This window comes from Acidobacteriota bacterium, from assembly GCA_028875575.1.
Lineage (GTDB): Bacteria > Acidobacteriota > Terriglobia > Versatilivoradales > Versatilivoraceae > Versatilivorator.
The window spans coordinates 1-24,811 of the sequence record JAPPDF010000003.1; the positions used below are offsets into that span (position 1 = coordinate 1).

The 24,811-nt window shown below is 60.1% G+C and carries 21 protein-coding genes; 16 read left to right on the forward strand and 5 right to left on the reverse strand.

All coding sequences use genetic code 11. The features are described from left to right. The first annotated feature begins 144 nt into the window (after nt 1-144). The gene (locus OXI69_00585) at nt 145-1,266 is read left to right on the forward strand and encodes an agmatine deiminase family protein (GenBank protein MDE2664625.1); all 1,122 of its coding nucleotides are present in this window, start codon (nt 145-147) and stop codon (nt 1,264-1,266) included. On the opposite strand, the gene OXI69_00590 is transcribed toward OXI69_00585, so the two are convergent. The 3 genes from OXI69_00590 to OXI69_00600 form a co-directional block, all read right to left on the reverse strand. Further along, complete coding sequence (locus tag OXI69_00590; protein MDE2664626.1) at nt 1,208-3,676, reverse strand: pyruvate dehydrogenase; 2,469 nt, start codon at nt 3,674-3,676, stop codon at nt 1,208-1,210. The genes OXI69_00585 and OXI69_00590 overlap by 59 nt on opposite strands. A 79-nt stretch (nt 3,677-3,755) precedes the next feature. Continuing rightward, nucleotides 3,756-4,721 carry a dihydrodipicolinate synthase family protein gene (locus OXI69_00595; GenBank protein ID MDE2664627.1) on the reverse strand — a complete coding sequence of 322 codons (966 nt, stop codon included), beginning with the start codon at nt 4,719-4,721 and terminating at the stop codon, nt 3,756-3,758. Nucleotides 4,722-4,782: 61 nt separating this feature from the next. After that, complete coding sequence (locus OXI69_00600; GenBank protein ID MDE2664628.1) at nt 4,783-5,973, reverse strand: MFS transporter; 1,191 nt, start codon at nt 5,971-5,973, stop codon at nt 4,783-4,785. Between the two features lie 436 nt (nt 5,974-6,409). Between OXI69_00600 and OXI69_00605 the strand changes: the two genes are divergently transcribed. The 6 genes from OXI69_00605 to OXI69_00630 all read left to right on the forward strand — a co-directional run bounded on the left by OXI69_00605 (nt 6,410) and on the right by OXI69_00630 (nt 12,951). Next, on the forward strand, nt 6,410-7,396 hold the full coding sequence (locus tag OXI69_00605) for a cyclase family protein (protein ID MDE2664629.1): 987 nt from the start codon (nt 6,410-6,412) through the stop codon (nt 7,394-7,396). 17 nt (nt 7,397-7,413) lie between these two features. Continuing rightward, nucleotides 7,414-8,400, forward strand: coding sequence for a zinc-dependent alcohol dehydrogenase family protein (locus OXI69_00610; GenBank protein ID MDE2664630.1), 987 nt, complete (start codon nt 7,414-7,416; stop codon nt 8,398-8,400). A 348-nt stretch (nt 8,401-8,748) separates the two neighbouring features. Then, nucleotides 8,749-9,285 carry a CBS domain-containing protein gene (locus OXI69_00615; GenBank protein MDE2664631.1) on the forward strand — a complete coding sequence of 179 codons (537 nt, stop codon included), beginning with the start codon at nt 8,749-8,751 and terminating at the stop codon, nt 9,283-9,285. A gap of 70 nt (nt 9,286-9,355) precedes the next feature. Beyond that, nucleotides 9,356-11,215 (forward strand): 2-oxoacid:acceptor oxidoreductase subunit alpha, encoded by a 1,860-nt coding sequence (locus tag OXI69_00620; protein ID MDE2664632.1) that lies wholly within the window; start codon nt 9,356-9,358, stop codon nt 11,213-11,215. Nucleotides 11,216-11,274: 59 nt separating this feature from the next. Then, entirely contained in the window at nt 11,275-12,318 is a 1,044-nt protein-coding gene (locus OXI69_00625; protein MDE2664633.1) for a 2-oxoacid:ferredoxin oxidoreductase subunit beta, read from the forward strand. A gap of 99 nt (nt 12,319-12,417) precedes the next feature. After that, nucleotides 12,418-12,951: a CBS domain-containing protein gene (locus OXI69_00630; GenBank protein MDE2664634.1), complete on the forward strand. Its 534-nt coding sequence runs from the start codon at nt 12,418-12,420 to the stop codon at nt 12,949-12,951. 31 nt (nt 12,952-12,982) lie between these two features. Here OXI69_00630 and OXI69_00635 read toward each other — a convergent pair whose 3' ends face one another. Further along, complete coding sequence (locus OXI69_00635; protein MDE2664635.1) at nt 12,983-13,453, reverse strand: hypothetical protein; 471 nt, start codon at nt 13,451-13,453, stop codon at nt 12,983-12,985. A gap of 261 nt (nt 13,454-13,714) precedes the next feature. Here OXI69_00635 and OXI69_00640 point away from each other — a divergent pair, with 261 nt between their 5' ends. The 9 genes from OXI69_00640 (at nt 13,715) to OXI69_00680 (ending at nt 23,789) form a co-directional block, all read left to right on the forward strand. Next, nucleotides 13,715-13,990, forward strand: coding sequence for a hypothetical protein (locus tag OXI69_00640; GenBank protein MDE2664636.1), 276 nt, complete (start codon nt 13,715-13,717; stop codon nt 13,988-13,990). A 237-nt stretch (nt 13,991-14,227) separates the two neighbouring features. Further along, nucleotides 14,228-15,178, forward strand: a complete 951-nt coding sequence (locus OXI69_00645) for an ABC transporter ATP-binding protein (GenBank protein ID MDE2664637.1) — start codon at nt 14,228-14,230, stop codon at nt 15,176-15,178. After that, entirely contained in the window at nt 15,175-15,963 is a 789-nt protein-coding gene (locus OXI69_00650; GenBank protein ID MDE2664638.1) for an ABC transporter permease subunit, read from the forward strand. The genes OXI69_00645 and OXI69_00650 overlap by 4 nt, the downstream gene beginning before the upstream one ends. A 4-nt stretch (nt 15,964-15,967) precedes the next feature. Then, nucleotides 15,968-17,569 (forward strand): Gldg family protein, encoded by a 1,602-nt coding sequence (locus OXI69_00655; protein ID MDE2664639.1) that lies wholly within the window; start codon nt 15,968-15,970, stop codon nt 17,567-17,569. Next, nucleotides 17,566-18,909 carry a DUF4340 domain-containing protein gene (locus OXI69_00660; protein MDE2664640.1) on the forward strand — a complete coding sequence of 448 codons (1,344 nt, stop codon included), beginning with the start codon at nt 17,566-17,568 and terminating at the stop codon, nt 18,907-18,909. Before OXI69_00655 ends, OXI69_00660 begins: the two co-directional genes overlap by 4 nt. Before the next feature lie 134 nt (nt 18,910-19,043). Beyond that, nucleotides 19,044-19,214, forward strand: coding sequence for a Trm112 family protein (locus tag OXI69_00665; protein ID MDE2664641.1), 171 nt, complete (start codon nt 19,044-19,046; stop codon nt 19,212-19,214). A gap of 263 nt (nt 19,215-19,477) precedes the next feature. Beyond that, nucleotides 19,478-22,084, forward strand: coding sequence for an ATP-dependent chaperone ClpB (clpB, locus tag OXI69_00670; GenBank protein ID MDE2664642.1), 2,607 nt, complete (start codon nt 19,478-19,480; stop codon nt 22,082-22,084). Between the two features lie 315 nt (nt 22,085-22,399). Beyond that, nucleotides 22,400-23,101, forward strand: a complete 702-nt coding sequence (locus tag OXI69_00675; protein MDE2664643.1) for a nucleotide exchange factor GrpE — start codon at nt 22,400-22,402, stop codon at nt 23,099-23,101. Nucleotides 23,102-23,204: 103 nt separating this feature from the next. Next, nucleotides 23,205-23,789 (forward strand): response regulator, encoded by a 585-nt coding sequence (locus OXI69_00680; protein MDE2664644.1) that lies wholly within the window; start codon nt 23,205-23,207, stop codon nt 23,787-23,789. A gap of 303 nt (nt 23,790-24,092) precedes the next feature. On the opposite strand, the gene OXI69_00685 is transcribed toward OXI69_00680, so the two are convergent. Further along, entirely contained in the window at nt 24,093-24,773 is a 681-nt protein-coding gene (locus tag OXI69_00685; protein ID MDE2664645.1) for a hypothetical protein, read from the reverse strand. Nucleotides 24,774-24,811: the final 38 nt, after the last annotated feature.

Sequence of the window (24,811 nt, forward strand, 5' to 3'; positions counted from 1 at the left end):
GCGTGCTCGGGAGCGAAGAGCGTAGCGGTCACTACGGTCGAGCGAGCATGGATGGGCTGAGGGGAAAAGGACAAGACAGGGCATGCCCAGCGCCGTGTGTCACCGCAAGGCATCCCAATCGGGGGAACGAGTTCCAGAAAATAAATGGCCTTTCATCATGACTCCGGCGACCTGGTGAGAAATGCGGGTTACCGAATGCCGGCGGAATGGGAGCCTCACGAGGCAACCTGGATCGCCTGGCCGCACTATCGGGCCGATTGGCCCGGGAAATTCGCGGCCGTCCCCTGGGTCTTCGGCGAGGTGGTGCGCCACCTGCACCGCCACGAGCGGGTCAGGATCCTGGTGGAGAACGGGTGGCTGGAAAGACGGGCCCGCCGGCTGCTTTTGCAGGCCCAGGTGGATTTGGCTGCCGTTGAGTTCCACCAAGTGGCCACCAACCGCAGCTGGCTGCGCGACACCGGTCCGATTTTTGTCCGGGGGGGCGATTCCGGGCCGGCCGAGATGGGGATTCTGGACTGGCAATTCAACGGCTGGGCCAGGTACTCCAATTGGCGGCGGGACGATGTTGTTCCCGCCGCCATCGCTCGTCTGCTCGGCTTGAAATGCCGTCAGCCAAGGATCTCACCAGGCGGACGCAGGATCGTACTGGAAGGAGGCGGCATCGACGTGAACGGCCGGGGAACCCTGGTCACCACCGAGGAGTGCCTGCTCAGCCCCATCCAAGCCCGCAACCCGGGAGTTTCCAGGCCGGAGATGGAGGATATCTTCCGGCACTACCTTGGGGTCGCCAAAGTCATCTGGCTGGGTCGAGGGATTGCCGGCGACGATACCCACGGCCACGTGGACGACATCGCCCGCTTCGTGAACCCGACCACCCTGGTGGTTTCCGTGGAATCCGATCGGCGGGACGCCAACTACGAGGCGCTACGGGAAAACCGGAGGCGGCTGGCCGAGGCCACCGACCAGGACGGCCGGCCCCTTCGGATGGTTGAGCTTCCCATGCCGCGGCCCCTGATTTTCAGAGGGCAGCGCCTGCCCGCCAGCTATGCCAACTTCTACATCGCCAACCGGACGGTGCTGGTCCCCACCTTCAACGACCCCAACGACCGCCTGGCGCTGAGCCGGCTCAGCCGGCTATTCCCGGAGCGGTCCGTGGTCGGCATCCACAGCGTCGATCTGGCATGGGGTTTCGGGACCCTTCACTGCCTCACCCTGCAGCAGCCCCTCCATGGATCATCTGGCGGGCGGCCTGCGAGATGGCCTTGACCCCGATCTGGTAGTGGTCGTAGAGCTCCTCGGCCTGACCCGACTGACCGAATTCATCCACGCCCAGACACAGCGCCTGGCTGCCGAACACGCTCCCGATGAAGGAAAGAGCATGCGAGTGGCCGTCCAGTACGGTGACAACGGGGACCCGGCGCTCGGCGGGTGGAATCAGGCCCTCCAGGTGGAAGGTGAACCGGTTTCCGGGGTTCTTCATCTTGAGCTTGCCGGCCTGCTGCCAACCGCGGAAGAGCAGGTCCGGACTGGTGACCGCGATCACGTTGGCGAAGATGCCTTCTCGAGCGAGGCTTCGGCTGGCCTCCAGGGCGTCGACCGCCATCACCCCGCAGGTGAAGAGGTTGAGGACGTTCCTGCCGGGAGAGTACCCGGGGGCGGACCGGTGATCCAGGAGTCGATATCCGCCCCGCAGGACGTCCCGGCGCAACTGCTCCATCCGCTGGGGAGCCGTTCTCCGGTCGGCCGGAAAGAGACTCTGCGGCACCGGACGGGTGGAGAGCCGCAGGTATAGAATCTGACCCCGCTTGCGGTCCAGCAGGTTCCGCAGGCCGGCCAGGAAGATCCATTCCAGTTCCTGGGCGAAGGTGGGTTCGTAGTAGACCAGGTTGGGCATTTCCATGCCGATGGAGGGCGTGATCAGGGATTGATGAGCGCCCCCCTCGGGACTCAGGGTGATTCCCGACGGGGTGCCGGCAAAAATGAACTTGGATTCGGTGTAAGCCGCGTAGGTCAGCGCATCCAGCCCCCGTCCGATAAAGGGGTCATAGACCGTTCCGAAGGGAAGCAGCACCTCCCCGGAGAATTCCTGCGACAGTCCGAGCATGTTCAGCAGGAGAAACAGGTTGTTTTCCGAGATTCCCAGCTCGATGTGGTGTCCCTTGGGGGACTGCTCCCAGTTGAGCATGGAGGCCACGGCATTCTCGCGAAAGAAATTGATCTTCTCCTCGGGGCTGTAGACCCGCATCTTGTGAATCCATCCCCCCAGGTTGGTCGAAATGGAAACGTCGGGGGAAGTGGTTACCATGCGGGCCGCCACCTCCGGGATGCGGCTCAAGGCGGTGAGCAGGCTGCCCAGGGCTTGTTGGGTGGAGAGGTCGCCCCGGTAGCCGGACCCCAGGCTGGCGGGAATCGAGAGGGGAGCGGGCGCAGGTGCGGTGTCGGCCTTGGCGTTGCCGTTGAGAAGCTTGAGGCGTGACTGGATGAACCGGTCTTCGGGGCTGCCGGGCGGGAATGGGGCGAATTCTTCTCCGGAAACAATCCCCAGCCGGGACTGAAGCTCCGCCATCTGATCCGATGTCAGGAGCTTGGCGTGGTTCAGGGGGTCTCCGGCGATCGGCAGTTCCCAACCCTTGATGGTGTAGGCGATGATGACGACCGGCTGGTCGGTAATCCGGTCGGCCTCGTCCAGTCCCTCCAGAATCTTGCGCAGGTCATGGCCTCCCAGATCGGCCAGCAGAGGCTTGACTTCGTCGGTGGAGTAATCGCTCAACAATTCCAGCAGCTCTTTGTCCTGACCCTCGGGAGTGTTGACCAGGCGACGCCGGATCCTCTCGCCGTCCTCGATACGCAACAGGCTCTGATACTCGTCGTTGCTCATCAGGTCGATGCATTGTCTCAGTTTCTCGCCGTGGGGACGCCTGAAGACCTCTTCCAGCTTCCTGCCATACTTCAACTCGAGCACTCGCCAGCCGTTGATGCGGAACATCTCCTCGATCTTCTGGGCCTTGCCGCTGGGGACGACGCGGTCCAGGCTTTGACGATTGAGATCGACGATCCAGAGAACCTGCCCCAACTCCTGCAGCGTTTCTTCGCCCAGGGCTTCCCAAACGTTTCCCTCATCCAGCTCCGCGTCCCCCATGAGGGCGATGAAGCGGTTGCGCCGTGGATGCCCGAAATGGTCGCGCACGAACTGTCGGGTCAGCCGGGCAAAGTTGGGAACCACGGCTCCCAGACCCACCGACCCAGTGGAAAAGTCGACCTGGTCCACGTCCTTGGTGCGGCTGGGATAGGATTGCAGTCCCTTGAAACTGCGGAACTGGCGGAGCTTCTCCTCGGGCAGATTGCCCAGGAGATACTGGATGGCGTGGTACACCGGAGAGCCGTGGGGCTTGACGGAGACCCGGTCTCCGAATCGCAGCGAGTGGAAATAGAGGGCCGTCATCAAGCTGACCATGGAGGAGCAACTGGCCTGGTGACCCCCCACTTTGGCGCTGGCGCCGCTGCCGTTTTCCCGCAGGGAATTGGCGTAGTGCACAATCTGCATGCTCAGCCAAAGAACCCGATTTTGAATCTGCTCCAGGATGGCGACCTCGGAATCCGCGAGGTTCTCGGCAAGCTCGACGCCGAGCTTGGCCCCCTGGTCGTTGCTGGTGAGTTCCGGGGAATTTCCGGTCATGCCTGCACCCGTTCGCCCTGAAACAGGCTTCTATTCGCCGACTCGCTGGATTGCTCCGACGCAATCCCCCTGTGGCCGGTCAGTGGTAGGGTTTCAATCGCTCTACGCAGTGAGCAATTTGCTGCAGGATCGGTGGCGGAGGCGGGGCGTTGAACGGCCCTCCTTCTCCCAGGTCGATGTCCTGGAATCCACCCAGTTGGCTGGCGGCAACCACCGCGGAGTAGTTGTAGATTCGATCCTCCATGAAGCGAATCTCTTCGAGACCTGAGACCACTTGCTCCAACTCGGCGCAGGCCTCGAAGTCCTGGCGCCGGCAGGCGTTGTTGATGGCATCGCAGAGGCTCGGGCAGATCAGGGTCAATCCGGAGGTGTGGCCCCGTGCGCCCAGCCGGGCGGCCGCCGTCACCCGGTCACCCACTCCCCAGAGGACCCGTTTGGAGGGGGGCACCGATGCCTGCAGCACCTCCACATCTCCGGGATGGGTGCCCACTTTAATGCCGGCAATGTTGGCAAGTCTGGAGGCGAGTCTAGCATAGGCGGCGTTCAGGCGACCAGTACGCAGGTATAGGACAAAGCGCCCCGCCCCTTGCTTTTCGAAGAATTCCGACAACGCGGAAAGCTCGGCTTCAACACCCTCGGGATTGAACAGACCGGGAATGGGCATGAGCAGAAAGTAGTCGGGAGGCCTCTTCAGTTCCAGGCATTCCTGGATGAATTGCCTGGCTTCGGACGGGGGCGTAGGAATGACCCCCGCCATGAAAAGCGCCTCGGAGCCCAACTGCCGGCCGGTCGACTGGACCAGTTTCAACTGGGTCTCCCGGTCGAGGTGGTGAATCAGGCTGGTCCCGCCGATTCCCATGACCCGCCGGCGCCCTTCGTCGAGAAAACAGTTGCCCAGCAGGTAATCCACGTTTCTGGCATGTGCCCGCCCGTCCAGCCGCCCTCCACGGAAGGGCATCGGCATCAGAACGGTGACGGTGTCGAGTTCGCCGAAGGGGCCCGGATCGGTCCCCGTCTCAAGACTCTGCTTGGATTGTGTCTCCATAGCCAGTTCCTCCCAGGTTGACCAGTTGTTTTGCCTCGCGCCCGAGGCTTTCTCCCCTGAATCAGTCGGCTTCTCGGCTACTGTAGGGCCAAATCAGCCACCTTGCCTTGGACCAGGAACGCGAAATCAGGAAAATCAGCGTCGAGCAAAACACAAACAGGCCCGCCACCGTAAAAATCCAGAGGTACCCCCATTGGTTCCCTACGTATCCCCAAACCGGAGACCCCAGAAACATCCCCAGACTGAACGCGGACATGTACAGACTCATGGCGTTTCCGGTGTGAAGAGGATGGAAACGCGCGGCGGCAAAGGAGCTCAGGGCGGGGTAATAGAGGCCATGGCTCACCCCGCAGCCGATCCCAATCATACCCAAATGCCAGGCATGATCCGCATGTGGAATCAAGGCAAGCCCCACCCCGTAGAGGGTCAGGCTGGAGATGGCGATCAGGCGCCGCTTGCCTCTGTCCAGCTTTTGACTCAGGCCGAGGCGACTCACCAGGGCTCCTGAACCGTAGCCGAGGCCGAAGGCCGAGATGGCGCCGCTTCCGATCTCGCTCACCGCGGGGGCCAGGAAGCTGTTCCAGGCGGACAGGCCGAAACCGAAGCAAAAGGCGAAGAAGATGACAGGCCTCAAGTTGGGGAAGCTCTTTCTGAAGGCCCGGCTGAACGGTTCCCGTCGAGTGCCCTTGGGGGCCAGGGGGCGCGGCAGGCAGCGGAGGAGGACGCCAACCGCCACGAAGTTGACCAGAATGAGCGTGAACACCCCGGCCATCCCCCAGGAATGACGCAAACTCTCGGCAATCCAGGGCCCCACGCCCATCATCACGAACCCGGGCAGGCCGAAATAACCCATCACCCGCCCTTTGAGGTTCTGGGGCACCGATCTCACCAAGTGGAAGAGAGCGCCGGCGCCGACCATGGCAGCCCCGGCACCGTGAAGGGCGCGAGCCCCAAAGATGGCATCCGGCCACCTGAGGGCGACCCAATAGCAGATACATCCGCTCAAGGCGATGCCGGTGCCGATCAGGGCCGTGGGAACGTTCCCGATGCGGTCGGCCAGATGGCCTGAAGAAATCTGAGAGATGAGAGCAACAACGAAAAACAGGCCCATGGCCCAGCCGATCTTCTGCGCCGACCAGCCCTGGTGAGCCAGGTAATCCGGGACCAGGATCATGGTCCAGACGGTGAAGCTCAGCAAAGCGCTGATGCTCAGATAGGCGAATAGCTTGAATCCGTCTCGACTCAATAACATGCCGTCTGCATTATAGTGCGAGCCCTTTGCAAAATTCCGCAGATAGGGGCCGCGAATAGGGGACGTTGTTGAATTACTGGAATAACTTGCAAAGAGCGCGTAGGAGACGAGATTGAATCAAAGCGATTCAGGAGCGGCTGATCGAAGTTATTCCAGTAATTCAACAACATCCCCAGCGCCGCACGACGAATTTTGCAAGAGGCTCGTTCAGCGTTCAGTTTCCGAGCCTCTGTTCCGGCAGCCGGCCGGCTTCTTCGCCTTGCCGTCCAAAACCATTGAAGAGCCGGTTGGGCAGGGATAAACTATCGCAGCATAAGACCTCGATGGGCGAATCGGCCGCGGGCTCCGTGGCGGCTCGAGCAGGATGGTTTCAGTCGGAGCCGGAAACGAAGAGGTCTCGGCGATGAGGCGCTGTTCCAAGGGGAGGATCATGAACATGAAACTGTCCCGATTCGTTGTCATCACCCATCTGCTGCTATTGACGGCGACGGCCCCGGTCATTGTCTGTAGAAATTCCAAGAACCTGACCAGCAAGGACGTCGACCGGATGATGACCTCGCTTTCCAACTGGGGTCGTTGGGGGGCGGACGACCAGTTGGGGACGATCAACCTGATTACGGCCGAAAAGCGCAAGCAGGCGGCTGCCCTGGTGAAGGAGGGCTTCTCCGTTTCGATGGCGCACGACGCTGTCAAGGTTGAGCAGGACGGCTCGCCTCCCTTCGAGCACGAGATGTTGCCGGAGAGCTTCAAGCCCGACTCCGTGGGGGCAAACGACAGGTTCGCGGTGAGCTACCACGGATTTACCACCACCCATGTGGATGCCCTGTGCCACTTCTTCTATGAAGGGAAGATGTACAACGGTTTCTCCAGGGACGAAGTCACCCGGAGTGGGGCCGACAAGCTTTCGGTCCTCACCCTGAAGGACGGTATCTTTACCCGGGCTGTCCTTATGGATATGCCCCGCCTGTGGGGCTTGGACTATCTACCGGGAGACAAGGCGATCTATCCTGAAGACCTGGAAGCCTGGGAAAAGAAGGCCGGCGTCCGGGTGGGCTCGGGAGATGCCCTTCTGCTCCGGACCGGCCGTTGGGCCAGGCGGCGCGCCGAGGGGGGGTGGGACATCATGCAGAATTCGGCGGGTCTGCACGCGTCCTGCCTGCCCTGGCTGAAAGAGCGCGACGTGGCCATCGTGGGCAGCGACCTGGCCACCGACGTCATGCCCTCACAAGTGAAGGACTCCTTCCTGCCGGTTCACATGGTCCTGATCGTGGGCATGGGGACGCCCATCCTGGATGTCCTTGATCTGGAAGCTGTTGGCGAGGCCGCCCAGGCCCGCCAGCGTTGGGAGTTCCTCATGACCATGGCCCCGCTGCCGGTACCGGGGGCCACCGGCTCCCCTCTGAATCCCATTGCTACTTTTTAGACACCCGGAGCTTCGTCGTGAAGGCCATGGTTCTGGAAACTCCGGGGCGGCCCCTGGTTGAACGGGATCTGCCCAGACCCCGGATCGGGCCGGGCCAGGTGCTCCTGCGGGTGAGTGCCTGCGCGGTCTGCCGCACCGATCTCCACATCCTGGACGGCGAGCTGCCGGATGCCAGGCTACCGCTGGTTCCCGGACACCAGATCGTGGGAACGGTGGACGGCTGCGGTCCAGGGGTCAGCCGTCTGAGACCGGGCGACCGGGTGGGGGTCCCCTGGTTGGGCTGGACCTGCAACCGATGCGGCTACTGCCGGTCCTCCAGAGAGAACCTGTGCGATCGGGCCCGGTTCACGGGGTATCATCGGGACGGAGGCTATGCCGAATACGCGGCGGCTGACGAGCGCTACTGTTTTCCCATTCCCCCCAACTATTCCGATGTTCAGGCGGCCCCGCTCTTGTGCGCAGGCCTGATCGGCTTCCGATCTTTGAGGATGACGGGCGAGGCCCGGCGGGTCGGCTTTTACGGCTTCGGGTCTTCGGCGCACCTGCTGGTTCAGGCGGCTCTCCACCAGGGCCGGCAGGTCTATGCCTTCACACGGGCCGGAGACAGGGCGGGCCAAGAGTTTGCTCTCCGCTCAGGGGCGGTCTGGTCGGGTGAATCAGGGCAGGCGCCGCCGGTACCTCTGGATGCCGCCATTATCTTCGCCCCTGTGGGCGAGTTGGTTCCAGCCGCCCTGAAGGCGGTGGCCAAGGGGGGCTCGGTGATCTGTGCCGGAATCCACATGAGCGATATTCCAGCCTTTCCCTACTCGATTCTATGGGGAGAGCGTGTGGTGCGCTCGGTCGCCAATCTCACCCGGGGCGATGGAGAGGAGTTTCTGCAGCTGGCGAGCCGGGTCACCATTGGAACTCACGTCAATCCCTTTGCTCTGAGCGACGCCAACCAGGCCCTGTCGGCGCTGCGGTCGGGAACGATTCAGGGCACGGCCGTTCTGGTGGTCGATTGACCTGAAGCACCGACGTTTCGCCCTGTATCAGCCGCGCCGTCCCACGGTCCGGAGCCGAGACTTGGCCCCCACCGCATCAGCCTTCGCCTGCGGCTCGGCTTCTGCGACTCCCCCCTTGAGGGGGAGTCGGTGAGACAAGGGCTCCGCCCGCAGTCGAACCGGTGGGGGACCCCAGTCTCGGAGGTTGGTAACAGGCCCCTGTTTCACTCTCGGATGATCTGCCCGGCAGGCAAGGGGCGGCACTTTTCTGAAGCACTCCTGTTTCAGCCCATACGATCCGCACGGCAGGGCGATGTCGGGGCCAATCACCTACTGGGCGCAGGCCATTGGAAGCGGTAAATATGTGTTATGATGGAGCTAATCGAGTTCGATGGTGTTAGGCTGGAATGGATGGAAGATGCAGGGTTTGAAGCCATGAGCGTAGAGTTGACCCTACGCGAGACCAAAATTCGGCACCTGCAGCTGAAGGAGATGGTTTGTGTGGCCCCGGATACAAGTCTGGGGGACACGATCTCAACCATGCAGCGACGGCGCAACGGTTGCGCCTTGGTGGCGGTGGGCTCCAACCTCCTGGGAATATTTACCGAAAGAGACCTGATTCGCAAGGTGGTCGGACGCAGCCAGCCGGGTCTGGAACGGCCGATTCGCGACCTCATGACGCCGGAGCCGGCGGTCCTGAGTCCTGACGATTCTCTTCTGGATGCGGTTCGTTTGATGAACGAGGGCGGTTACCGCCATATTCCGCTGGTCGATTCGGCCAATCGGGTCTGTGATTGTCTCTCCGTGATCAATATCGTCGACTATCTCTTGGAGTGCTATCCTCAGGAGGTACTGGCCCTTCCTCCCACGCCCGATCAGAATTTCAGCGAGCCGGACGGAGCCTGAAGAGGAATTCCGCCAGTATCGGGGTCCTATTGGGAAGTTGAGCTTCTAAGGAGCGAAAATCTCAACCACCGTGCCTGCCACAACCACCGAAAAAGACCACAAGCCGGACCGGGCCATCGTCGAGATCGAGAACGCAACCATCCGGTTTGCCGGAGACTCCGGCGACGGCATGCAGTTGACCGGAACCCAGTTCACCAACACCTCGGCGATCTTCGGGAACGACATCAGCACCCTCCCCGATTTCCCGGCCGAGATTCGCGCGCCTGCCGGGTCCCTGCCGGGTGTGAGCGGTTTCCAGATAAACTTCAGCAGTCGAGACATTCGGACTCCCGGTGATCAGCCCAACGTTCTGGTGGCCATGAACCCGGCGGCTCTCAGGGTGCACTTGTCGGATCTTGAGCCCGGGGGCATTGTCATTGCCAATTCCAATACCTTCTTGCCCTTGAATCTGAAAAAGGCGGGCTATGGGTCAAACCCCCTGGAGGACGGGAGCCTGTCGGGTTATCGCCTGATTGCGGTTCCCTTGAGCGAATTGAACGGCAAGGCGCTCCAGGAGTTGAATCTTCCCAGGAGGGATGCGGACCGGTGCAAGAACTTTTTTGCTCTCGGAATTACCTACTGGCTATACGATCGTCCCCTGGAGCCGACGCTCTCCTGGATCGAATCCAAGTTCAAAATGAGGCCGGAGATCCTGGCCGCAAACAGTCTGGCTTTGCGAAGCGGCTACAACTACGCCGACACCACCGAACTCTTCACCAACCACTACAGGGTTCGCACCGCCAAGTTGGCTCCAGGCAAGTACCGCAATATTACGGGCAACGAGGCCACGGCTTTCGGCTTCATCGCGGCTTCTCAGAAGTTGGGATGCCCCCTCTTTTATGCCAGCTATCCCATCACTCCGGCCAGCGATATTCTGCACGAGTTGGCCCGCCACAAGAATTTCGGAATCAAGACGTTTCAGGCGGAAGACGAGATTGCGGCTGTGGGCGCCGCCATTGGCGCTTCCTTTGCGGGTCACTTGGGACTGACCGGAACCAGTGGGCCGGGAGTCGCCCTGAAATCGGAGGCGATCGGGCTGGCCGTCATGACGGAACTGCCACTGGTGATCGCCAACATTCAGCGCGGCGGTCCCAGCACGGGTCTGCCCACCAAGACCGAACAGGCGGATCTGCTGCAGGCACTGTTCGGGCGGAACGGGGAGTGTCCCGTGGCCGTGGTCGCGCCAAGCACGCCATCCGGCTGCTTCCGCATGGCTTTCGAGGCTTTTCGATTGGCCACCCGGTTCATGACCCCGGTCTTCTTCCTCTCCGACGGCTACCTGGCCAACGGGTCGGAACCGTGGAAGATTCCTTCGGTGGAGGACCTTCCCGACATTGAAGTCCGTTTCCGGACCGACGCCGAGGGGTTTGAACCCTATCTGCGGGATGAGGAGACACTCTCCCGGCCTTGGGCCATCCCGGGCACTCCGGGGCTGGAGCATCGCATCGGAGGGTTGGAGAAGCAGAACATCACCGGGAACGTCAGCTACAACCCCGAAAACCACGACCGCATGGTGCGTCTGCGGGCCGAGAAAATTGCCCGGATAGCCGACGATATCCCCCCGGTCGAGGTGTTTGGGAGTCCGGAAGGAAAGGTTCTGGTGGTTGGCTGGGGTTCGACCTACGGGGCAATCACCTCGGCCGTGGAGGGTATGCAGGAGCAGAACCATCCCGTCTCCAGCCTACACTTGCAGTACCTGAATCCTCTCCCCAGGAACCTGGGAGAGGTTCTCTCTCGATTTGACAAGGTTCTGGTGCCCGAGCTTAATCTGGGCCAGTTGCTGATGATCTTGCGGTCGCGCTACCTGGTGGATGCCATCGGTTTCAACCGGGTGCGGGGCCTGCCCTTTAAGATTTCCGAACTGCGGGAAACTATTGGAGAGATGCTCTGATTCCAGAGGGTTGACAGTGGGCAAGTCCCTCTGGAGAAACCAGCCAGGAGCAGTCAGCCATGAGCCATGACGGCGACAGAGGACAGAAGGGGTCGGCAGTGCTTCCCTTGAGACGGCGGGATTTCGTTAGCGACCAGGAGGTGAGATGGTGTCCGGGTTGCGGGGACTACTCCATTCTGGCCCAGACTCAGAAGATGCTGCCCGATCTGAATATCCCCAGGGAGAACTTTGTCTTTGTTTCAGGCATCGGTTGCTCCAGCCGCTTCCCCTACTATGTGAACACCTATGGTTTTCATGGAATTCACGGCCGGGCTCCGACCCTGGCGACCGGCATCAAGGCCTCCCGCCCCGAGCTGTCGGTCTGGGTGATTACCGGAGATGGCGATGCCCTGAGCATCGGGGGCAACCATTTCATGCATGTGGTTCGCAGAAATCTGGACGTGAACATCATTCTCTTCAATAACAGGATTTACGGCTTGACCAAGGGCCAGTATTCTCCGACTTCCGAGTTCGGCAAGAAGACCAAGTCCACTCCGCTCGGGTCCATCGACTACCCGATCAACCCCTTGTGCATTGCGATCTCCAACGAGGCCACCTTCGTGGCCCGGTCCATCGACGTGGATGTCAAGCACCTCTCTTCGGTCCTTACCCAGGCTGCCCACCACAAGGGAGTTTCCTTCGTGGAAGTATTTCAGAATTGCAACATCTTCAACGACGGGGCCTTCAATCATTTCTCGGAGCGGGGGTTTCGAGACGATCGCACCATCCGGCTGGAGCACGGGAAGCCGCTGGTATTCGGCAGGGACCGGGACAAGGGAATTCGACTGAACGGCCTCAAACTGGAAGTCGTCGATCTTCGCCGGGGCGATTCCGAAAAGGATCTGCTGATCCACGATATTCATGCCCCGGAACCCAATCTGGCGAACCTGCTGGCCCGCATGGATTATCCTGACTTTCCCGTGCCTCTGGGAGTTTTCCGCTCGGTGGCCAAACCGACCTACGACGAGCTGATGGAGGCCCAGGTGCAGGACGCAATCAGCCGTTCGGGAGATGGAGACCTGGAGCGACTGCTCAACAGCGGGGATGTCTGGGTGGTGAACTGAATCCCCTCTTCCGATCGAACCGCCGTTAGGGCTTTGCCGGCCTTCGGCAAGAGTGTCAGCGGGGGTAAGCCACAGACCTGCCTTCTTGCGAGGAATCTCATGATCTGTCCTGCTTGCGGCTCGGTCAATCTTCCCGGGGCGGACCGATGCGAAGACTGCCTGTTTCCTTTCAGCAAGCTGGACATCCCCTTGCCGATCGAGGGGCTGCAGAAGCGGCTCATGGAGGACACCATTGCCGACCTGAAGCCCACACCCGCGGTCACCGTTTCGCCCGGGGCTCCGGTCGAGAACGCGGTCCAACTCCTGAAGGACAAGAGCGTGGGGTGCGTCCTGGTCATGGAAGAGGAGATCGTGGTCGGAATCTTGTCAGAACGAGACGTGCTCTACAAGCTCGGGGGAATGGAAGGCTCCGTCAGCTCGGTCAAAGTCTCCGATATCATGACTCCCAATCCGGTGACCATGGAGGCAGAAGAATCCATTCGCTTTGTTCTCCACCAGATGTCGGTGGAGGGATTTCGCCACATCCCCATTGTCAGCCTCGACCAGCCCCCCAGGATCGTCTCCGTGCGGGCCGTGCTTGACTATCTCCACCAGTCCGCGGAAGATGCCTCTCCGGACCCGGCGTCCCGGTAGAACCAACCGCAGTTATCACCGCTTGGCTACTCTAGGTTTCAGCCGGGGCTTCGCGGTACTCGGTGGGGGCCCGGCAGCACATGCAAGGTCCTGGAGTGTAGGTGGTGATGTTGCAGATCTCGCAGAAGTAGTGAAAATCGTAGACTTTGCCGGCCCGGATCAATTGGGTCTTGACGATTTGAAAGGTCTTGCCGCCATCCAGGCTTCTCAAGGTCAGCCGGAATTGTCTTGTCTGCAGTCGTTTTTCCTGGAGGAGGGTGTTGGCGGCGTCGCCCGCGGCCAGAGTAAAGAGCTGTCCGGTATCCGCTTTGAGGGCTAACCGGGCGGGGGCGTCTTGGCAGGAGGTTTCCTTCAGGTCCGACCCCAGGCACACCAGGCGCCCGCTGGTCACCAGGTTCTTGTCTCCCGAAGTTGCCGGCGCGGAATGAGCCAGCAGCGCCAAGGCCACAAAGGCCACCCGGCTTGCCGCTGCCCCCAGACGCTTGCCGACCGCTTCGCTCATGGCGCCGAATTATACCATTGCGTGCGGTGCCTGCAGTGGGTGGACCGGCAGGCTCAGCGGCGGAGCCTTTCCGGCTGACGATGGATCGGTCCCCGCTGTAATGGTGAATTTAATTGAGGATTTTGGATTTGAGGCAGGATCAGGCATCAAGGACACTCGCCCATACAATCATGTAGTGCGGCTCGACGGGTAGCATTGTTCGCGGCAAATCCACAATCGAAAATCAGCAATCTGCAATTATCCGATCCCTTGAGGTGAAACGTGTCCGATCGGCAGGATAGCAACGAGCTTCCTCCCCATTCAAGGACCCTGGCGGTTGAGGTGGAAGACTTCTCCTATCAGACCGTAAAGCAGCAGAATGGGCGGGCCTCGGTAATCCGGTTCGAGCTCAGGAACCCTGAAGTCGAGCCGGGAGACGTGCTGGTGGTGCTTTCCGGAAGCGACATCCTCTTCCATGGTCTCATTATGAAAGTCGATCAGGGCTGGGCCACCTGCGGCGACCGCACCAGCCTGCTGCTGCCGGGCACGGTCCATTAAGTCCATTGGCCCACCGCCGGAAACTGAATATTTCGTTTGTATCCCGGGTTTTCAGGGGTGTCGGATCTCCGCTGCAGGGAGTGTTTCTCCTCCGGTTGCCCCCCTTTACAGGCGAAGCGATTTCCTTATAATTATCTGTTCGAGCGCCCCTCGGACTCACGCCAATGCCGGTTTCGGCGGCGATTGCGCGGGGCTCGCTCAGGATCGCGTCTTTGAACTCGGAAAGGGAGAGCTCTTGTGATTGAAGTCGATCGACTGACCAAGAGATACGGGAACCTGAAGGCTGTCGATGACGTGTCCTTTCAGGTGGAAAAGGGAGAAATTCTGGGGTTCCTGGGACCAAACGGAGCCGGCAAGACCACGACCATGCGCATTCTGACCTGTTTCCTGCCCGCCACTGAAGGCACGGCTCGGGTAGCCGGGTTTGATGTTTTCGAAAATGCCATGGAAGTGAAACGTCGCATCGGCTACCTTCCCGAACACCCTCCCCTCTATGACGAGATGACGGTGGATGGCTACCTTAAATTCGTAGCCAGGATCAAGAGCGTAGCTCCTGAAGACCTCAAGAGGCGCCTTCAGGAGGTCAAGGAGACCGTGCGTATCGAGGGCTACGGGAGCAAGCTGATCAAGCACCTGTCCAAGGGCTTCAAGCAGCGGCTCGGCTTGGCCCAGGCATTGATCCACGACCCGGAGGTGTTGATCCTGGACGAACCCACGGTCGGCTTGGACCCCAATCAGATCAAGGAGGTGCGAGAGCTTATCAAGAGCCTCTCCGGGAGCCACACCATTATTCTTTCAACCCATATCCTGCCGGAGGTCAGCATGACCTGCCAGCGCGTGGTCATTATCTCCGACGGGAAGATCGTAGCCGTGGACACCCCCGAGAACCTGACCCGGCAGCAGCAGGGGGCCGCCCATATTTACATGGAAGCCAGGGGCTCAGATGTCGAGATGCAGCAGCGGTTGCACCAGATCGAGGGAGTGCTGAGCGTCGAATCCAAACCGCTGGGGGAAGGGGAGGTATCCTCCTACCGCATAGAAACGGAGCTGAAGCAGGATGTCAGAGGCCGGATAGCCCAGAGTGTCATCGAGGGAGGCTTTGAGCTACGGGAGTTTCGGTCGCTGCAGTTGAGCCTGGAGGAAGTCTTCACCCAACTCACGACTCAGGAGGAGGTGCGTAGTCAATGAGAAACCTTTTGGCTGTGATTGACAAGGAGATGAAGGTCTATTTCGCCTCTCCGGTCGCTTACGGCGTGCTGACGGTATTCCTCCTGGTGAGCGGTTACTTTTTCTACAATATCCTGTCGGTCTTTATCCAGCGGTCCATGATGATGGCCGTCCAGGCCCAGCAGTTCGGCGGCGGCGCCCCGGCCATGGATGTTCCTGCGCTGGTGGAAAGAAATTTCTTCGGCATCGTCAGCACCATCATCCTGTTCATGGTGCCGATGATCACCATGGCGACCTTTGCCGACGAAAGACGCCGGGCCACCATCGAGCTTCTCCTGACCTCTCCTTTAACCCATTTCCAGCTCATCCTGGGAAAGTTTCTGGCAGCCATGGGTTTTTTCGTGGTCATGCTGTTGCCGACCCTGGTCTACCATGCCTTCCTCTATCTCTACAGTTCTCCCAAGATGGCTCTGGAACCGGTCCTTTCCGGATATCTGGGACTGCTGCTGCTGGGAGCCGCCCTGATTTCCCTGGGCATTTTCATTTCCACCCTTACCGAAAGTCAGATGGTCGCCGCCAGCGTCACCTTTGGCGTCCTCCTGATTCTCTGGGTGATCGACCTCTCGGCCCAGGCTGCCGGCCCCCTGGTGCAGGAGATCCTCGGTTACGTTTCCATTCTCAACCACTTTGACGACTTTTCGAAAGGAGTGGTCGACAGCTCGAGCCTGGTCGTTTACCTGAGCTTCGTCTTTCTCGGACTCTTCCTGACCTATCGATCCATTGAATCCTGGCGGTGGAGGACATAACGGGATGAACATTCTGAAGAACATCGCCTCCTTTGGTCCGGTACTGATCATACTGGCCTATGTCTGGTACTCCATTCAGGGGGTCTGGGACTACCGGGTGCAGATCGCCCTCTACGGAGGACTGGTTCTTACACTGGCCATGATTGCCTGGAGCTTCGAGCAACTCAAGGCCGGCTTTCGGCGGCGGTCTGCCCAGTATGGGGCCAACACGGTCTTGATGGTGGTGATGGTGGTGGGCCTCCTGGGGATGATCAACTTTCTGGCCAGGAAATACCAGGAGCGTTGGGACCTCACCAGCAACAAGCTCTACAGTCTGTCCGACCAGACGGAGAAACTTGTCAGCGGGTTGGAAGTGGACGTGGAAGTCATCCACTTCGACAAGGACCCCAATCCAAGTCTGGACGACCTGATGAAGGAGTATGTGGCGCTCAACCCCTCGGCCCTCAGCTACCGCAAGGTGGACCCCCAGGCCGAGCCGGGTCTGGCCCGGAAGTACGAGGTGAACCGCTTTGGAGAAATCGTGGTGGTTTCGGGGGAAAAGCGGGAGAGCGTGGAGGCTGCCCAGGAAGAAGACATTACCAACACGATCCTGAAGGTCACGCGGGAGCAGGACAAGGTCATCTACTTCACCAAGGGGCACAACGAGGCTGACATCGAAAACAGCCAGGAGGAGAGAGGATACGCGGCCGCCAAGCAGGCCATCGAGAGTCAGAACTACCGGGTGCAAAGCATCAACCTGGCCGAGGCCGGAAACATCCCCCAAGACTGCTCCGCCCTGGTGATCGCCGGTCCGGCCGTGGCCTTGCTCCCAACGGAGACGGCGCTCATCGATGGATATGTCGACGCCGGGGGGAAAGTTCTCCTGTTGCTGGACCCCGACCTCGACTCCGGCTTGAAGGAACTTCTTGAGAAGTGGAAGATCGGAGTGGAGGACGACATCGTGGTCGACTCCAGCGGGTTGGGGCAACTGTTCGGGATGGGCCCCGCGGCTCCTCTGGTGACCTCCTACGAGTCGCACCCCATCACCGAAGATCTCGACAATACCATGACCGTGTTCCCTGAGGCTCGCTCGCTGAAGGCGGTCGACCACGAGGATTCTTCCTTCACCTCCAGGGAGCTGTTTCGCACCTCGGAGCGAAGCTGGGGAGAAAAGAATCTGGTGGACGGATCGGCGGAATTCAATCCGGACGTGGATATCGAGGGCCCGGTGGTTCTTGGGGTGGTCAGCACCCTTTCGGTGAGTTCGGCGGCTGCCGATTCCAACGGACTTCAAGACGAGAACGAGGGCGATGATTCGGGTGAGAAGGAAGCGCAGAAGGATGGATCCTTCGGCAAGGAAGCCCGGGTGGTGGTGATCGGCGATTCCGATTTTGCCAACAACGCCTTTCTGCGGCTCCAGCGAAACGGGGACCTGTTTCTGAACGCGGTGAGCTGGCTGGCCGAGGATGAGGACCTGATTTCGGTTCGACCCAAGGATTCGGAAAACCGCGGTGTCCACATGACTGCTGCCGACTCCAGGATGCTGTTCTGGGTGACCATGGTCGTGTTGCCGGGGGCGGCGCTGGGCCTGGGTGTCCTGGTTTGGTCAAGGAGGCGCAAGTCATGATCTGGAGAAACCTGGGCGTCGTGGCTGTTCTCTTCGTCGGCTTGGGGACCTTCGTCTACTTCTATGAGATCGAGGGCGGGAAAAAACGCGAAGAGGCCGCCGAAGAGGCCAAGAAGCTCTTCCAGTTCGAAAAGGAGGAGGTGACTTCCATCTCCCTGGTCCGCGGCGACGGTTCCATCGTCCTGAAAAAGGAGAACGGCGGCTGGAAGTTGGTCGCTCCGATCAAAGCCGAGGCCGACGAGGCGGCGGTGGATGGGCTGGCTTCCGAGTTGAGTTCCACCCAGGTGGAGAGATCTCTGGAGCCGGATTCGGTGGACTGGAAAGACTATGGCCTGGAAGATCCCAACCTGAAAATCACCGTGGGTTTGGAGGATGGCCGCAGGCTGGATCTGGAGCTTGGAGACAAGGACTTCAACCAGGCCTCGGTTTTCGGCAGGATTCCGGACCTGGGCAAGGTGCTGGTGTTGCCCACGTTGCTCCATACCACTGTCGACAAGGAGCTGTTCGATTTCAGGGACAAGTCGGTGCTGGATTTTGACAGGGAACAGGTCCGTGAAGTCCATATCCGGGCCAGGCGCAAGACCTATCGCTTGCAGAAGGAGGGGAACGAATGGTCTATCCAGGAGCCGATTCAGGCCAGGGCCGACCGCTCCGAGGTGCGATCCCTCCTCAGTGACCTGGAGTTCGCCCGAGTGGAGGAATTCCTGGAAGGGGGACCCGGCGGACTCAGGACCTACGGACTGAACGCTCCATCCTCCCGCGTTGATCTCTATTTGGGCGACAATCGGGCCAGAAAAACACTGCTGGTCGGCAAGCAGGTCGGCGCCCAATTCTACGCCAAGGATGACTCCGGGGGGGATGTCTTCAAGATCAAGGAAGACCTGGTAGAGAAATTGAAACTGGACCTGTCCAAGCTCCGCGATCGGAAGATGGCCCGCTTTGAGCGAGATGAGGTGAAACGGGTCGAAGTCAAGCTGCCCGACAGGGAGTTCGAGTTCTCCAGGGACAGCGAAGACCAATGGCGGTTGCAGTCCCCGGCCGGTCACGAGGAGGAATCGGTCCTGGAGTACAAGCTCTTCTGGCCGTTGGAGGATCTGGAGGGGAAGGAGATCGTCGACCGGGCCAATCTGGATGACCCCAAGTATGGCTTCAGTGAACCTTCGGCCGAGGTCAAGGTGGTGAGAAAGGACGATCGGGTGATCGAAGTGGTACTTGGGAAGACGGAGGATGAGGTCGTTTTCGGCAAAGCCACCGCCGACCCGACCCTGTACAAGGTGGACAAGAAGGTTCTCGAGGACCTCGATTTCAAGGTCGAAGACCTCCTGGAGAAAAGCGACTAGCGGTGACGCCGGCATCGCCCCCTGCCAGGATGCCGGTCGCCAAGCCAACTGCCCCTGGCTTGGGTTGGCCCGGACGAGGGGGCTCCACAAACTGTCGGGCTTGCCCGACCGGGTGGCTGCAGGAGAAACAATCCATGCCTCTTAGCCCCGAGCTCCTGGAAATTCTGGTCTGTCCCCTCTGCAAGGATTCGGTCCGTCCGACCCCCAACGGCGACGGCCTGAGATGTCACCGGTGCAAGCGGGTCTTTCCCGTCAGGGATGACATCCCGATCATGCTGATGGATGAGTCCAAAGTCGAGGAGTAGGAAGAGAATTACACTCGAAGTTTCCCGGTTGCCGGAGGCCTTCGCAATCGGTCGCTCCAAACGATTCCCTGTTGATTTTCACGCCTGATTCTCCGGCGTTGACCCTTGCTTCCTGGCGATTTCAAAGTGACCTCCTGAAGGGATTCAACGGCAGATGGAAGGTCCGGGTAGTGGCAGGTCCGTGCCCGGTGGATCCTTTTTGACAAGCACCTGCGCAAATCTTATTTATTTCCCGTACGGAAACTCGCAAGGGGAAGAGAACAATGCGCCATGACAAGCTCACACTGAAGGCCCAGGAAGCCCTGCTGGAATCGGAACGGCTGGCCAGTGAGCATTCCCATCCTCAAATCGAACCCGAGCACCTGTTGCGAGTGCTCCTGGAACAGGCTGAAGGCGTCATACCTCCAGTCCTGAGCAAGCTGGGGGTTGGCCGGGAGGTGCTGTCCGGGGAAATCGAGAAATCCCTGGCCAGGCTGCCCAAGGTACAGGGCATTGGCAACCGGCCGATTTCCGGGGTGCTGAACACCGTCCTGGAAGCCGCCTTTCGCCAGGCCGACCGTCTCAAGGACGAGTATGTCAGCACCGAGCACCTGCTGCTGGCCCTGGCCGAGACCAAGGGGGCGGAGGCTCAACGGATCTTGGCTGCTCAGGGTGTCACTCCCGACAATGTCCTGCAGGCACTGGTGGATGTTCGCGGTTCACAGCGGGTCACCGATGCCAATCCCGAGGACAAGTACCAGACGCTGCAGCGCTATGCTCGCGACCTCACCGACCTGGCGAGAAAGGGCAAGCTGGATCCGGTCATCGGCCGGGACGAAGAAGTCCGCCGGGTGATTCAGGTCCTGTCCCGGCGGACCAAGAACAATCCTGTACTGATGGGTGAGCCGGGGGTGGGCAAGACGGCCATTGTAGAAGGCTTGGCTCAGCGCATCGTCTCCGGGGACGTTCCGGAGAGCCTGAAGCACAAGCGACTGGTGGCCCTGGATCTGGGCGCCATGGTTGCCGGCGCCAAGTATCGGGGCGAGTTTGAGGATCGGTTGAAGGCGCTGCTGCGGGAGGTGACTGAAGCCGAGGGGCAGGTGGTCCTGTTTATCGATGAACTGCACACGCTGGTCGGAGCCGGCGCCGCCGAGGGGGCCGTGGACGCCTCCAACATGCTGAAGCCTTCCCTGGCCCGGGGGGAGCTGCGCTGCATCGGCGCCACCACGCTGAACGAATACAAGAAAACTATCGAAAAGGACGCCGCCCTGGAGCGCCGGTTTCAGCAAGTGTTCGTGGGGGAACCCACCGTCGCCGACACCATTGGGATTTTGCGTGGCCTCAAGGAACGCTATGAAGTCCACCATGGAGTCCGGATCAAGGATTCGGCCATCGTGGCCGCGGCGACCCTCTCCGACCGCTATATCAGCGACCGCTTCCTGCCCGACAAGGCCATCGACCTTGTGGACGAATCGGCGGCCTCTCTAAGGATGGAGATCGACTCCTTGCCGGTCGAGATCGATGAAGTGGAGCGCCGAATTCGCCAACTGGAAATCGAACGACAAGCCCTCAGGAAGGAAGAGGACCAGGTTTCGAAGGAGCGGCTGGCTTCACTGGAACGTGAGCTGGCCGACCTCAAGGAGACGTCGGCCGAGAAGAAGGCCCGCTGGCAGAACGAGCGCGTCCTGATCTCCGGTATCCGGGACCTGAAAGAGAGAATCGAGCAGGCGAGAATCGAGGAGCAGAAGCGGGAGCGGGCCGGCGACCTGGGCAGGGTCGCGGAAATCCGCTACGGATCTCTGGTCGATCTGCAAAAGGAACTGGATGCGGCCAACCGGAAGCTGGAACAGGTGCAGCAGTCCAGTCGGATGCTCAAGGAAGAGGTCGATGAGGAAGACATTGCCCAGGTGGTGTCCAAATGGACCGGAATTCCGGTTGCCAAGATGCTGGAAGGAGAGGTCGGCAAGCTGGTTCACATGGAAGAGAGGCTGGGCTGTCGCGTCATCGGCCAGGAAAAGGCTCTGGCCTCGGTTTCCAACGCGATTCGCAGGAGCCGTGCCGGGCTTCAGGACCAGGACCGCCCCATTGGTTCCTTCATTTTTATGGGCCCTACGGGGGTGGGCAAGACGGAGCTGGCACGAGCCCTGGCCGAGTTTCTGTTCGACAATCAGAAGGCCATGGTGCGTCTGGACATGTCGGAGTTCATGGAGAAGCACTCGGTGGCGCGGCTCATTGGCGCCCCCCCGGGCTACGTGGGTTACGAGGAGGGCGGATTCCTGACCGAGGCCGTCAAGCGGAGACCCTATTCGGTAATCCTGTTCGACGAGATCGAGAAAGCCCACCCGGAGGTGTTCAATCTGCTGCTTCAGATCCTGGAAGACGGGCGCTTGACAGACGGGAAGGGACGAACGATAGACTTCAAGAATACACTGATCGTCATGACCTCCAACCTGGGCGGATCGACGATTCGGGAGATGACCGGGCGGGATCCCAAGGAGATTCACACTCAAGTCTTCGAGGTGCTGCGCGCCTCCTTCAAGCCGGAGTTTCTCAACCGCATTGATGACATCATCGTTTTCAATGCCCTGGGACGCAAGGAAATCTGCCGGATCGTGGATCTTCAACTGGAGCGGCTCAGGTCCCGGCTGGCGGAGCGCAAGATCGACCTGGACCTCACCGGGCAGGCCAGGGAGGTTCTCTTCAACGAGGGGTACGATCCGGACTATGGAGCCCGCCCGCTCAAGCGCGCCATCCAGCGGCTCATCCAGGATCCGCTGGCACTCAAGCTCCTCAACGGAGAGGTTCATTCAGGCGATCGACTTCGGGTGGACGCGGACGCTGAACGAAAGGCAATGGTCTTCCAGCCAGCGGCGGTCGCCGAGAAAGCCTGAGGAGAAAAGAGGTATCCACGATGGCGCACGAAGGACGACAAAGGGCCACCGAGAGATTGGAGAAGGCCCGAGAGGGGTTCGCCAAGGGTCTTGTCGTGATTATCCTGTCCATCCTTTATATTCATGTTCCCTGATGCAGCAAATCAGCTTAGCGGACAACGTTCCCTGATCGCGAACGGCCAAGGAGTTCCAACGGTCTTCGTGTCCATTGGTGGTTCATATTCATTGACGATCCGCTGTTTTCCCTCGGATGATGTTCCGGCCCGGGCGGGCGCTTGCCTACACTGACGATCCCAAAGGAGGAGGCAGTCCCTCATGCAGAAGTCCAAGAAATCCAAGTCGTTGCCAACCAATGAACAGGACGCGCCCAGGGTTTCCGAAACCGAAGACCAGGACCAGGCAGTCAAGATCCGCGTCACCGACAAACGCTTTTGGGTTCAGGACGGTGAGGATACGCCGGCAAGAGAGTCCTCCGCATCGCTCAAGCCCACCTACGTGGAGGAACTGGAGAAGATGCGGGCTGAGGCAGAGAAGAAAGTCGAACAGGTTCTCGCTTCTTATCGCGATTTTCGAGACAAGGCCGAGGCGGAAAACCGGCAGGCCCGAGAACGCATTCGAAACGAGTACGAGAAACGGCTTCAGCAGGCACGGGGAGAGACCGTCGAGAAGTTCATCGACATTTTCGAGAACTTCGAGAGGGCCTTGATGCACGCCCGGAAAAGCCCCGACCGCGAGGGGTTTCTGAAGGGGGTTGAACTGATCCACACTCAGTTCGGCGGTATTCTGGCCCAGTTGGGATTGGAAGAAGTGGCCGGGGTGGGAGAGTCTTACGATCCCGAACTGGCCGAGGCGGTTGTTGTGACCGAGGTTTCGGAGCAGGAAAACGATAACCTGATTCTGGAAGTGGTCCGAAAGGGGTATCGATTGAACGGTAAGCTGGTGCGCCCGGCCAGAGTCAGAGTCGGACAGGTTAGGGATGGTGGTGAGACGGATTCGCCTCAGACCTGCCAGCAATGACGAGAAAATACAGTATTTTTTATCATTAAGTAATAATTGAAAAAATGAATCGATAAATATTATACTTCTAAATACAAAGTTTGATGGCTGTTGAGGAGGCCTAATGGAAGATTCATTGATAACCGTCAAGGAGGTAGCCGAGTACCTGAAGTTGAAGGAACAGACGGTCTATCTCCTGGCACGGCAGAACAAGATTCCCTCCTTGAAGGTGGGGGGCAGTCTTCGTTTCAAGAAGTCCCGGATCGATGGTTGGCTACTGGCCGAGCCGAACAGGAGCAGTTCGAAGAACGGACCCGGGAAAGTGCTCATCGTGGAGGACGAGAAAGCGGTTAGAGAAAGTCTTCAGGGGATCGTGCAACTCCACGGCATTTCAGCAGTGGCCGTGCCGGACGGGCCCGGGGCCCTGGATGCTGCCAGGCGGGAATCTTTCCGCATGGTATTCCTGGACCTTAACCTGCCTGGAATGGATAGCGTGGAGACACTGCGGGAGCTCCGAAGGCTGGACCGCAAGCTGGTGTTTGTGGTGGTCACGGATTTGGCCGGAGAGAACCCCTTGTTCCAAAGCGCCGTTGAATCGGCTCCGGTTTCGGTCGTTCCCAAAGAGTTCACCCCCAAACAGATCGGCGATATTCTGGAACTGCATTTCGACGACCTGATTGGTTCGGATTCCACCTCGCCTCAGGCATAACCCCCCGGACTTCTCTTTTCGGCCGGCAGGGCCAAACCGGCATTCACCGGTTAGCCCGCATTTCTCACCAGTGGGCAAGATCATGGCGCAGGACTTTTCCCTTCAGCGCGTGCTCGCGACCGAAGAGCGTAGCGGTCACTACGGTCGAGGGAGCCTGTGCGCGCTGAAGGGAAAAAGACCAGCCAAGGCATGCCCAGCGCCGTCTGTTATCCGCAAGCCCTTTACATGGAGCCAATCACTGTACTGAAAGATACACTACCCTTCGTCATGCCATCAGCGGCCTGGTGAGAAATGCGGGCTAGACTATTGGCTTTTGGCGCTTGCGATGAACTCGCGGAAGCTGTCGGCCCAGTGGTCGATGGTTTTTTCGGGCCCGACCAACTTGAAGAACCAGGGTCCCTGCGGGCCCTCCAGAACGGCTCCCAGCAACCGATAGCCCTGGCGGGCGGGCCGCTGAGGAGCGCCCGGCATGTTGGATGCCTTCAGTGTTCCGCTCACGTCCACTTCAGTCATCCGGAATCCCGAGACCTGGCTCTGCCTGATTTTGGCCTTGTCTCTGGAAGAGGAACCGTCGGGTTGGCCCACTTGTCCGATCCAGCGGCTGATGTTTGCATCGGTGGACCCGCCTTGTCCCCTGCCGAAATAGAATACGGTCAACTCACCATCTTCGGAGTCGCCTCCTTCTCTGGGAAGGGCAAATTGGGCTCGCCTCATGCGGGAGCGCGGCGTCTGCTCGACCCAGCCCGGGGGGACTTCCAGAGTGAAGGGTCCCAGGACCTTCTGGCGATCAGAGGCAGGGGCGGCCGCGCCCACGGTTGGGGGCGAAGCCGGAGCGTTTCCGGCATTGGAAACGCTTTCGCCGGCACAACCGGACAGGAGCAGGCACAACCCTACCAAGGCCCAACAGGCCCGATTGATTTCATTGCCGGGCTCGCGGCGGGTCTTTCCCATGGCCGCCGGTCTTCGACGATTTGACTTGTCCATTCTCATTCTCCTTTGCTGCACAGCGGGAGGGCTGGGCC

Excerpts from the sequence above, each read along its gene's own strand:
- OXI69_00585 (MDE2664625.1), top strand. The coding sequence starts at position 145 with ATGGCCTTTCATCATGACTCCGGCGACCTGGTGAGAAATGCGGGTTAC.
- OXI69_00590 (MDE2664626.1), bottom strand. The coding sequence starts at position 3,676 with ATGACCGGAAATTCCCCGGAACTCACCAGCAACGACCAGGGGGCCAAG.
- OXI69_00595 (MDE2664627.1), bottom strand. The coding sequence starts at position 4,721 with ATGGAGACACAATCCAAGCAGAGTCTTGAGACGGGGACCGATCCGGGC.
- OXI69_00600 (MDE2664628.1), bottom strand. The coding sequence starts at position 5,973 with ATGTTATTGAGTCGAGACGGATTCAAGCTATTCGCCTATCTGAGCATC.
- OXI69_00605 (MDE2664629.1), top strand. The coding sequence starts at position 6,410 with ATGAAACTGTCCCGATTCGTTGTCATCACCCATCTGCTGCTATTGACG.
- OXI69_00615 (MDE2664631.1), top strand. The coding sequence starts at position 8,749 with ATGATGGAGCTAATCGAGTTCGATGGTGTTAGGCTGGAATGGATGGAA.
- OXI69_00625 (MDE2664633.1), top strand. The coding sequence starts at position 11,275 with ATGAGCCATGACGGCGACAGAGGACAGAAGGGGTCGGCAGTGCTTCCC.
- OXI69_00630 (MDE2664634.1), top strand. The coding sequence starts at position 12,418 with ATGATCTGTCCTGCTTGCGGCTCGGTCAATCTTCCCGGGGCGGACCGA.
- OXI69_00635 (MDE2664635.1), bottom strand. The coding sequence starts at position 13,453 with ATGAGCGAAGCGGTCGGCAAGCGTCTGGGGGCAGCGGCAAGCCGGGTG.
- OXI69_00650 (MDE2664638.1), top strand. The coding sequence starts at position 15,175 with ATGAGAAACCTTTTGGCTGTGATTGACAAGGAGATGAAGGTCTATTTC.
- OXI69_00655 (MDE2664639.1), top strand. The coding sequence starts at position 15,968 with ATGAACATTCTGAAGAACATCGCCTCCTTTGGTCCGGTACTGATCATA.
- OXI69_00660 (MDE2664640.1), top strand. The coding sequence starts at position 17,566 with ATGATCTGGAGAAACCTGGGCGTCGTGGCTGTTCTCTTCGTCGGCTTG.
- OXI69_00665 (MDE2664641.1), top strand. The coding sequence starts at position 19,044 with ATGCCTCTTAGCCCCGAGCTCCTGGAAATTCTGGTCTGTCCCCTCTGC.
- clpB (MDE2664642.1), top strand. The coding sequence starts at position 19,478 with ATGCGCCATGACAAGCTCACACTGAAGGCCCAGGAAGCCCTGCTGGAA.
- OXI69_00675 (MDE2664643.1), top strand. The coding sequence starts at position 22,400 with ATGCAGAAGTCCAAGAAATCCAAGTCGTTGCCAACCAATGAACAGGAC.
- OXI69_00680 (MDE2664644.1), top strand. The coding sequence starts at position 23,205 with ATGGAAGATTCATTGATAACCGTCAAGGAGGTAGCCGAGTACCTGAAG.
- OXI69_00685 (MDE2664645.1), bottom strand. The coding sequence starts at position 24,773 with ATGGACAAGTCAAATCGTCGAAGACCGGCGGCCATGGGAAAGACCCGC.